Raw genomic sequence first — 10377 nt, forward strand, 5'->3', positions numbered from 1 at the left:
ATCATATCTTGCTTTCCATTCTGTTCTTTTTTCTGCATTTGTCATCGCATAACCTCCGTATGATTTTCTATGGAGATTATCTCATGCGTGGTTTATAACTTGTAGGTGGGGATTATTTGACGCTTACTTTTATAATACAGAAACAAGAACAAATGAATTTTCATAGTTATTTATCGATTAAGCCAATGCTTATGACACGGGTGATGGAAGATTTTGATGCGCAGTCCCAAGTTAAATATTGGGAACTAATGGATTATATTAATAAGCATGGAATGGTGCAAAGAACGCCAGTATTTGTTGAATTTAAAAATAGTTTTCTAAATAGGAACTACGTAGAGATGAGTGTAGGGGTATAGTATTCAGTGCATGGTGATAAATGGAAAAATGTCTAGTAAAGTGAGAATCTAGGGAACAATACAAATACATGGAGGATAATAATGAAAAAAGTGTTTCTGACACTCTTGATTATTTTAGCAATGATTGCAACAGGGTGCAGTGAATCAAATGAAGATAAGGCAGGAGACAATAAGATGGATGAAAAGAAAACACAAGAAGTTAATGAAAACACAGAATCGAACAAGGGATCGGATGAAGAGATAATTAAGGATGACCAGGAAAATCAGACAGTAGATGAACAACCAGATTTAAGCTTACAGTTGCAAAAGTTTGATGAAGAATCTGGTGTTACTGTTGAAAATAGTGAAATTTATAGTGTATTAGATGAAGAAATAAAAGCAGACCCACATATGGGCGTTCCAAATGATTTTAGTCTCTTTCCATTTGATATTGTTATAAACGAAGATGGAAGTAATTCGTTACTCTTCTTAGCGATTAATCGTTTGGAAAATCCAATTAAAAATATGTCGTTTAAAATGACATTTGGAAGTCAAAACGGCGAATACATATGGAAAAACTCTGATATTACCTTTCCAGAAGAACAATTTGGAGTTCTGAAGCCTCATCACGCAATGCCGTTTATGTTAGACATAACACCAGAACAAGTAGATTTGTATGATAGTTTAGATATGGATAATGTGCACATGGAACTGGCTAATTATTCAATGGATGTTGTTGAATAGAAATAAGTATACTATTTTAATGAAGTGAAAACAGATGAATTGATATGTTCTTAAAGGTTTTCAAGATAAAGGGAGAAGGACATTTCCAAAGGCTCTTTTAGGACTGTTTTAAAGAAGAAAAAACAAACATAAAAAAAGGTACTATTACAGGGCCAATGACATAAGTCAAAATGAAATAATTATGAAGAAGCATATTATCCGTGAAACGATATTGGAATTGCAAAGGCATTTTGTCATCTTATAGATTCAGAATAGGTATTAATGCAGAAATAGATTAATCAGTCGTTAGAATTCGTTGTAAAAGAAATGATGGAAAACGATGAACAACCAGTCAAAATAAGCGGACTACAAGTTTTCACGTAAGGAGAATTCTATGAAAAAAATCATCACTCCCATATTTATTGTGATTATTGCTTTACTGCTTGTTTCTTGTGAGGATAGGGATGAGGTAGCAGATGAAATCGTTAATTATTATAATGAAGAATGGGTGCCTATTAATGATATGAAAGAAAAAAGGATGCGTAATCTGCTCTCTGAACAGGAAAGATTAGAAAGTGAAAATAAAAAAGAGGAAGCTGCTACATTGGTTAAAGAAGAAATGGTACCCATTGCTGATAAAAGTTTTGGAGCGTCTGAAGGCTGTGGATGCAGATAATAAAAAGATTAAGAAGATGAATGATATGCAGATTGAAGCAGAAGAAATTGCAAGAAATACATTTATGGATATCATCACCTATTATGAAGGTGGTGATATATCAGAAAATGATATTAATCAAAGTAATGAAGAGTTAAAGAATAAATACCAAGATGTCCTAGATTATAGAGATGAATTAATGGAAGAATATAATCTTGAGCAAATTGAAAATGAAAATAGCGGGTATTATAAGCTAAAACGTGAGGAAGAATAATATACTATCACTAGAAAGAAAAGACAGATTCCATAGTTGAAATCTGTCTTTTCTATCCTTCTTATCTTCAAACTAGAAGAAACATAATTTTTAGAAATATCAGGATAACGCAGTACATAAAACCAACTTGGAGCAACATCTGGAAGCCTTCCGCTCGGATGTGGATGTTAGTGAAACGGCCGTCATCCGAAGCAATTATTTACAAGACGTCCAAGAAGACGTCAATGAACTTTATGAAGATTTAGTTACACAAGATGAAATCATTCATGATACGATTCAAGAGGTATCCGATATTTCTTTCGCAACACCACCGTTTTTTCGGATGTATCCGACTATAAAACCAAGGTAATCAAGAAATTGAAGGAAGTGGATGAAGATCTGACTTCCTTCACGAGTACGGGCGATGAGACAGATGTTCAAGCTATTATGAGTCAGATTGAGGCAGTGATGAATAGCGCGCAAACAAGTAAAGGGAAGGCGCGGTTTGCGGATTTTGAAGGGGCTTCTCAAGACAGTGATTTAGGGAAATTGCAGGGGTATAGTCACGCTAAGAAAGAAGAAAAGACGGAGAAGGCTAAAGAAGTTAAGGATGAAGCAATAAAAGATTTCGATAAAACATCGTCCAAAGACGTTGTAAATAAGGCCTATCAGGAATTTAAAGATGGAGATATAAGTTATGATCAATACACGGCTATTGTAAATTCGGTTAAAAATACAAGCGGGAATATCACCAGAGTAGATCTTGAAGAAGAGGCTGCAGATAGTTTTATAAAATACTTGGAAGATCATGAAATGTTAGAACAATATGTGGAAGATCATAAGCCATTTGCCAATTATGTTGTAGATAGTATTACTAGTGCAGCAAGAGGGTCATTAGAAGTGTTCCTAGAAAAATTAGGATATAATCACAAAGAAATTGCCAACTACTTGATGAATCAAGATAAAGAAATAAGGTCTGCTGTGGATATACTAGATCCGAAATCTTCTCATGCAAGAAAACACGCAACTAACCAGTCAAAAGCATTTTTTAAATATGCTGATTATGTGAAGTCGGGAGGATGGGCATTAGCAGGCTTTGGAGCTTATAGTGGTTGGAAAGAGGATGTAGCGAATGGTAAGACAGGTGGGGAAGCTTTTACTCATAATTTAGCGAGTTTAGGAGGAAGTTTAGCTGGTACAGGCGTTACTGCTTTTGCTGTTGCATTAGGGTCAAACCCTGTTGGGTGGGCTGCAGCAGCAGGTATAGGTATAAGTTTTGCAGCTACATTTACCTTTGAATATTTATACGATAATAATATATTTGGTATTCAAACTGGTTTAGATAAGGCTGGCCAGAAAATAGATGAATGGTGGAGTGATGGTAAAGAAGCTGCAAGTGGCTTTTTACAGAACGCTGGGGAATCAATTGCTAGTGGATTTGATGCCGTTAATCCATTTACGTAATGATGGAATGATATGGAAGGAGATCTTGGGATGAAATGCACCGTGAGACGCGCAACAAAGAATTTAAGATACAGAATCTTAACGATAAGGGGAGAAAATTATATTCTGGATATGGGAGGAGCTTCTCTTTGGAAAATGTTATTTCCCTTCTTTTATTGGCTGCTTCCCAATCGAGTGTACAAAGTAGAGGATACGGAAATTGTGGAACAATTAACAGCTCCAACTGTAAAGGAAAAAATGGGTTCTTCTCAATTTTTATGGACGATTATAGCGTCTATTCTAGCCAGTACATTAAGCCCGTTAGCTAATTATTTTGAAATTGATATTCCGATTTATGTCAATGCAATTATTGTAGGGTTTATTCTTGTTTTGATGGCAGTACTGATTTCTTCATTAAGTCGAATGTTTAAAAAAAGAATGAATCAAGTAATTAATATTAGTCAATTATCTAAAGGTTCCTTATGGGTTATGCCTGTACCGTTCAAAATTATCTTTTTTGTAACTTTTATGTATGTTGTGGGAATTAGTTTAGGTGGAATGGGAGCCATGGCTTACATTGAAGATGGTAACTGGCTTATTTTATTATTTTCAACAGTAATTCTATTTGTTGGAATAACTATGCCTGGTTTAACAACAATAATTGAAGGAAACACAAGAGTTGTATTCTTGGGAGGCAAAAGAGCAAAAGTTTATCCGCAAAATGAAGAGATTTAACATCTCAAATTATAAGAATAAATGAACCAGGAAAGGAGATTATTATGTTACCAATAGGAACAGTAGTATATTTAAGAGAAGGAACGAGTAAACTGATGGTTTTAAATCGAGCTCCTATTCTTCCATCAGAAGAAACGGAAGTTGAAGGAATCTGGTACGATTACTCCGGATGCTTTTACCCGCAAGGATTAAATCCTCAAGAAGTATACTATTTTAATGAAGAAAACATAGATGAAGTGGTCTTTGAAGGGTTTAAGGATGAAGAAGAGGAGCGTTTTCAAAAGATTTTCCAAGACTGGCTGCAGGAAGAAAAGCCGAACATAAAAAAAGGTACTATTACAGGGCCAATGACATAAGTCAAAATGAAATAATTATGAAAGAAGCATATTATCCGTATGCTTCTTTTGTTACAAACTTTCTTCTAAAGAAAAAGGCTTTTCTAATAATATACGCAAAACGATATGGGAATTGCAGAAGCATTTTTGTAATCTCATAGACTCTAAATAATTAGATGTAAGGGAGGGTGACAAATGGCGAATAAAGTAGATATATCCGAAGTAAAGGATCTTCAAAACGACCTGGAAGAAGCATCCACCAATTTCCGGTCGCAGCTAGACCAAGTGAAAGAAAGTATTGAAGCCATCAATAGTATGAGTTCTTTTTCCGGAAAAGCTGCCAAAGAAGCGAAACAATATTTTAGCGAATTGCATCTGACGATACTGGAATCATTCAGAGGATTATTCGATGACCTGGAAGCTAATTTGGAAGAGCATCTGGAAGCCTTCCGCTCAGGTGTGGATGTTAGTGAAACAGCCGTCATCCGAAGCAATTATTTACAAGATGTTCAGGAAGACGTGAATGAACTTTATGAAGATTTAGTTAAACAGGATGAAATTATTCACGATACGATTCAAGAGGTATCCGATATTTCGTCTGCAACACCGCCATCTTTTTCCGATGTATCCGACTATAAAACCAAGGTAATCAAGAAATTGAAGGAAGTGGATGAAGATCTGACTTCCTTCACGAGTACGGGCGATGAGACAGATGTTCAAGCTATTATGAGTCAGATTGAGGCAGTGATGAGCAATGCGCAAACGAGTAAAGGGAAAGCAAGGTTTGCGGATTTTGAAGGAGCTTCTCAAGGCAGTGATTTAGGGAAATTACAGGCGTATAGTCACGAGAAAAAAGAAGAAAGATCCACAGCTGTTTCGAGAATGGATGAGGAAAATATTGATGAAATGTCCATGTCCGAAATTGAGAAAGCAAAGGATACAGAATTAAGTGATTTAGAAGATGGTGCGGGAGATATATTGAATACGGCATATGATGACTTGAGAGATGGAGAGATTGATAGGCAAACATATGCTAATGTTCTGAACGGACTTAAGAATTTTGATAAAGAATATAAAGAAGGTAAGGGAGACTTCGAAGTATCAGAGGAGCTTATGAATTATATAGGAGGTAAAGAAAATAAGAATGACGTTGTAGATAACACTGGAGAAGTGATAAGTGATGGAATATCAGCTGCTCCTCTTTTTGTAGCGTATGGATTATCTAATCAAGGGTTTAAAATAAAGAAAGAGCAGACAAAGGGAAAGAAAATGGTCCGATATCGAGTGCATAATCCACAAGTTGGCGGGATGAGTAAACCTACTAAACGTGATACTAAAATATATTATAAAAAATATATAGATCAACAAGTGAAAAGAGGGTCAGGCAATAAAGTACCTATTGCAAATAAAGTGAATGTAAGGGCAGGTGCTACAAATGGATTAAAAACGAAAGCTGGTTGGGTTGGTGTTGCAATTGATTCAGGATTGAATATAAAAGACAATATAGAAGATGGTGAGTCTGTTCAAAGAATAGTGGGGGATGCAGGTGTTGATGTTGGAGTTGGTGCCGTGTCACTAGCCGCGGCTGGATCTGCTGCGGCATTTACGGTAGGCACTTTGGGAGCACCAATATTAGCAGGTGCAGCCGCAGGATTTGTAATATCTTCTGGAGTTTCAGCCGTGGCAGGTATAGAAATTGGCGGAAAAAGTGTCAAAGATCATGTTAAAGATGGTGTACAAGGTGTTGCAAATGGTATCAAAAGTAGTGTGGAAACAGTAGCAGGTTGGTTTAAATAATCTACATGTATGAATATATTATAAAGAAAGGTGAAAATATGAAAATAAACGCTAAAAATAGACAACAGGATTTAGCTCAACATGTTAACAAACAATTAGAATTTATACCTGTAGAGGATGTGAAATCATCTGTTATAGTAATGGTTCTTGTTATGCTTGATATACCTTTACTTTTGGGTTTATTAAGTATATTTGAACTTGAATTTTTATATATTGTTTCCCCTTTTATTCTAATTCTCCATTTATGGGGCACTAGACTTATTATAAAAAATCCTTATTCTACGCAATTTGAGATGGTTTTATTTGTGGGAATATGGGGACTTTGCGGAGCAATTTCTTTATTTGTGACAGTACTAGGAATGTCGTATTATACACTTCATATCACCTCTATATTGTACTATATCACTATAAGTGTAACTACTATACTATTAACATATATTTTGGTGAAATATCAAAAGGATAAATATTCTGATGATCCAACAAAAGAAAAGGAAACTGGTAAACAATCAAAATATATAGGAGTATTAACTGCTTCCCCGGCAATAGGGTATATGTTAGGGCAAAGTGTACAAGAAACGAATGTTTTAAAACAGGTTTTTGCATTAATTATTGTATACATTTCTGTCATTTTGCTTGTATATGCAGCAGCAAAATTTTTACATCGATACTTTTTTATAAAAGCGAATATGGACTATGTTAACTATCAACCATATTCTAATAAGGAAAAGAATAAATTAATGAAACAAGGAGTGGAAATAAAATAATGGAATCACTATTACCAAACGGAACAGTCGTTTTATTAAAAGGTGGAAACAAACGCTTGATGATTTATGGAAGAAAACAATTAGTTACAGAGGAAGAGGTAGAAGATATTCAGAATGCGGAAGATGAAGATACGGAACAACCGATGTATGACTATATTGGTGTTCCCTATCCGGAAGGGTATATAAGTCAAGAGTACACGTATGTGTTTAATCATTCGGATATTATAGACATTGTATTTCGAGGTTATGAAGATGAGGAAGAAGAGGAGTTCCAAAAAATTTTAAGACAAGTTTAATCACATTTAAATAGGATTCTCTGGAAAATAAAAAGAAATTAAGTGCTTCTATTATGTATAGAAGGCCTTTAACTTCTTTTGTATGAAACACTAAATAAAGGATTCCAATACTTTGCAAACAGAGTACAGATTATAAAATACTTGGAAAGGATTTGCGAGCCATGAAATCAATATTACTCTAGCAAAGCATCATTTAGTTCTATATGCTGATATTTGCTAGTGTGACAACAATAATCCATTTGATAAGAGGTGAAAAAAATGAGTATAAAAATGAAAAGAAACACAGGAATGATGGGCGGCACGATGAAAGTGTCATTGTCCGTAGATGGTCAGAATGTACATAAATTAAGTAATAATGAATCATACAGGATTGATTCAAACAAAAATACAACAAAAATAAAAGCAACACAATGGTTTTTGGAAGTCCGGAAAAGGAAGTTAAAGATCCATCCAGCGTAGAAATAAAAATAAATACAACAGCTCTATTTTTATTTATTCTCTCTCTAATTTTTATATTTATTGGCGCAGTTATCAGTCCTATTGTCATCGGAATAGGCGTCATTGGTGCTGTAGTGACAATGGTGTACGCTGCTAAAAACTGGTTTAAGTTGGAAGAAATACGTGCTTAACTTTATGGGTAGGTATTAAAAGGAAAGTTAGAGAAACATTCTGGTTAAAATAAGTAGATGTTAGCATAAAGGAGAAGGTTATGAAAAAAACATCATTCTCATAATCATAGTTATTACTGTTATATTACTTGCCTTGATAGACTAATGGATCGATATAATCTTGAGCAAGTTTAAGCGTGAGGAAGTTTAATAAAAACCTATGGATAGAAAAAGCAGGCTTTAAATATAAAATCTGTTTTTTCTATCTTTTCCTATCTTCAAATTAAAATGCATTTTTGGTTATACATAGTGATAATAGTCAGAGTCGTCTGGAGGGTATTATGGAAAAGGAACATGTAGTATACTTTTATCCGCCAAGGGTTAAAAATATATTTTTATTTTTAATGGGCTTGGTCTTTGTGGCATTTGGTATGGTGGTATGTGTCTTTGCTTTTAAAGAACGGGACTTTTTTATAAGTGGGGTAGGAGCGTTCCTGGCAGTATTGTTTGGCTTTTTGATTCTTATGATCCTTAAAGGTATCGTTGGGTCAAAACCTCACATCACTTTAACGAAGGAAACATTAACAATTGGTGCTGGGTCGAAGCATGCCATTCCTCTAAAATGGGATGATATCATAGGGTATAGCATAAGAAATATCGGATTTAGTAAATACATAGAGATTGTGTTGTATGATGAAGAAAAATACCGTAATCGGATGACCAAAGCAACCACATGGTTTAATAAAATGAATGATGTAATGGGTTATAGACCGTTTGGGATTGGGTGGGGGCAGATAAAGCGTAAGGACCGAAAAAGATTAGTGCGCGAATTGGACAGACGTACGTTTGCTTCCGATGAGCCAGGGTATGACTATTATGATTCTATAAATGAAGCGGATCAATTGAAACAAACCTTTTCTAGACAACATGGGATGGGACAGCAATTAGAAGCCGATAAAAAGGAGAAAAAGAATCGCAGCCAAGTGAACGGCAAATACCTATTACAATCGTATGGCTTCAGTCTGCTTTTGACGGGCGGTGCGTTTCTCATGTTTCATGAATCAGGTGATGATAGTAAAGGGCCTTTGCTTGTCGTTTCGTTTATCTTGTATCCTTTTGCAAAAGTAATATGGGATATTCTTTTGGGGTTTCGAATCAGGTATAAAATGGATAAGGAAGAGTCGGTTATTTCTATATATTTATACAGGCTTATTATTTTCATTCATTTATTTTTATACCTTTTTAGCCTTGTTATTGCACCAATAGGGATTATTTATTATATTTTTATAGTTATCCGACATCAAGTCATGAAAAGTAGAAATAATTTAGATGAGAAAACTTCCAGTAATATGACTATGAGTAATGATTTGAGTAACGGTGAACGTAAACATAGCAAGCAAAGAGAAACAGCTTATACTAATCGTATGAAAAAATTATTTTCAATGCGCTTTGCCATTTTTCCCCTAAATGTTTTCGTCTTGCAGGGGACTGCATTTATTCTCGTTTCTTTGGAAGTCGAGAACTTTTTTGTACTAGCTGCATTTCTTTTATACAGCGTGTCATTTTCTGTTTATGTCGCTTTATATCCTGGAAAAAGAGGATATAAGTCAAGTCTGATTGCGTATTTATGGCGAATCGGCATTTGTTATTTGATTCAACTTTTTCTAATTTCATGGAATGTAAGTGATGAGTATATCGTGGTTGTAAGGTTGTTTTTGCTTTCGCTTCCACTATTTTTGCTGCCAAGTTATCTCTTTTATTTATGGGGAAAAGGAAGCTTGAAGCAATTAGCAAATAGTCTGTTCGATAAAAGGCAAGAGGAAAGTAAATAATAAAAAATTTAATTTCAATCGATTAAAGACTGGATTATTGACTGTATTACTTATGGATGTAATCTATATTTCTTTTACTAAAGTTTTGTCGGATTCACTGGGTATGACAAGTATTGGTTATGTTTTTAAAGTGGATAACAGTCATTGTGTATATGGTTATAACCATCGTTAATTTAATGCAAACTTTTGACCTCTGGCCAATGATAAGAATAACTTCTGAAAGCATTACGAGACGAACTTTTGTGTTTTGGGAAGTATTTGTTGTGTGGTGTGGGATGAAATCGAGGGAATGGCTATACAATCCATTGTTTCATTCTATGTTATTTACTGGATTATTTCTTGAAGACCAGAAATAGCAGGATAATGATTTTGTATAAAAGTCGGGTGCTGGATGTACGTGTTAAGAGGTAAACTGAAAGGATGTCAGTGAGTGTCAAGATCTTACGTAGCGATTTATCAAAATAAAGAATTAAACCTGAATTATTCATACCTGCAGATTAAAGAATCAAATTAAAATTTTTGGTTCATGATTTCCTATTTTTAAGCGAGAAAAGCTAAAAAATTCGTAGACAGCTGAAGGTAAATGGTATTTCTAAGAAAA

General features: G+C 34.6%; 14 protein-coding genes. All 14 read left to right on the plus strand.

Going from position 1 to position 10377, the window contains the following annotated elements; translation table 11 throughout:
- The first annotated feature begins 116 nt into the window (after positions 1-116).
- The 14 genes from ACFQ19_RS19810 (at position 117) to ACFQ19_RS19875 (ending at position 9776) form a co-directional block, all read left to right on the plus strand.
- Positions 117-356, plus strand: coding sequence for a hypothetical protein (locus ACFQ19_RS19810; protein ID WP_379594552.1), 240 nt, complete (start codon positions 117-119; stop codon positions 354-356).
- Positions 357-437: 81 nt separating this feature from the next.
- Entirely contained in the window at positions 438-1079 is a 642-nt protein-coding gene (locus tag ACFQ19_RS19815; protein ID WP_379594554.1) for a hypothetical protein, read from the plus strand.
- 373 nt (positions 1080-1452) lie between these two features.
- Positions 1453-1734: a hypothetical protein gene (locus ACFQ19_RS19820; RefSeq protein WP_379594555.1), complete on the plus strand. Its 282-nt coding sequence runs from the start codon at positions 1453-1455 to the stop codon at positions 1732-1734.
- Positions 1721-1987, plus strand: a complete 267-nt coding sequence (locus tag ACFQ19_RS19825) for a hypothetical protein (protein ID WP_379594557.1) — start codon at positions 1721-1723, stop codon at positions 1985-1987. The genes ACFQ19_RS19820 and ACFQ19_RS19825 overlap by 14 nt, the downstream gene beginning before the upstream one ends.
- Positions 1988-2114: 127 nt before the next feature.
- A complete protein-coding gene (locus ACFQ19_RS19830; protein WP_379594558.1) occupies positions 2115-2336 on the plus strand; it encodes a hypothetical protein in 222 nt (73 codons plus the stop codon).
- 8 nt (positions 2337-2344) lie between these two features.
- On the plus strand, positions 2345-3430 hold the full coding sequence (locus tag ACFQ19_RS19835; protein WP_379594560.1) for a hypothetical protein: 1086 nt from the start codon (positions 2345-2347) through the stop codon (positions 3428-3430).
- A gap of 30 nt (positions 3431-3460) precedes the next feature.
- On the plus strand, positions 3461-4144 hold the full coding sequence (locus ACFQ19_RS19840) for a DUF443 family protein (protein WP_379594562.1): 684 nt from the start codon (positions 3461-3463) through the stop codon (positions 4142-4144).
- Positions 4145-4188: 44 nt separating this feature from the next.
- Entirely contained in the window at positions 4189-4500 is a 312-nt protein-coding gene (locus ACFQ19_RS19845; protein WP_379594564.1) for a DUF4176 domain-containing protein, read from the plus strand.
- Between the two features lie 174 nt (positions 4501-4674).
- Complete coding sequence (locus ACFQ19_RS19850) at positions 4675-6276, plus strand: T7SS effector LXG polymorphic toxin (protein ID WP_379594565.1); 1602 nt, start codon at positions 4675-4677, stop codon at positions 6274-6276.
- 38 nt (positions 6277-6314) lie between these two features.
- Complete coding sequence (locus ACFQ19_RS19855) at positions 6315-7040, plus strand: hypothetical protein (RefSeq protein ID WP_379594567.1); 726 nt, start codon at positions 6315-6317, stop codon at positions 7038-7040.
- The gene (locus ACFQ19_RS19860; RefSeq protein ID WP_379594569.1) at positions 7040-7336 is read left to right on the plus strand and encodes a DUF4176 domain-containing protein; all 297 of its coding nucleotides are present in this window, start codon (positions 7040-7042) and stop codon (positions 7334-7336) included. The genes ACFQ19_RS19855 and ACFQ19_RS19860 overlap by 1 nt, the downstream gene beginning before the upstream one ends.
- Before the next feature lie 258 nt (positions 7337-7594).
- Positions 7595-7795, plus strand: a complete 201-nt coding sequence (locus ACFQ19_RS19865; RefSeq protein WP_379594571.1) for a hypothetical protein — start codon at positions 7595-7597, stop codon at positions 7793-7795.
- Positions 7747-7965 carry a hypothetical protein gene (locus ACFQ19_RS19870; RefSeq protein ID WP_379594573.1) on the plus strand — a complete coding sequence of 73 codons (219 nt, stop codon included), beginning with the start codon at positions 7747-7749 and terminating at the stop codon, positions 7963-7965. The genes ACFQ19_RS19865 and ACFQ19_RS19870 overlap by 49 nt, the downstream gene beginning before the upstream one ends.
- Before the next feature lie 320 nt (positions 7966-8285).
- Complete coding sequence (locus ACFQ19_RS19875) at positions 8286-9776, plus strand: STM3941 family protein (RefSeq protein WP_379594575.1); 1491 nt, start codon at positions 8286-8288, stop codon at positions 9774-9776.
- The last annotated feature ends 601 nt before the right edge of the window (positions 9777-10377 follow it).

Source organism: Oceanobacillus locisalsi, assembly GCF_042675985.1.
GTDB lineage: Bacteria > Bacillota > Bacilli > Bacillales > Amphibacillaceae > Oceanobacillus > Oceanobacillus locisalsi.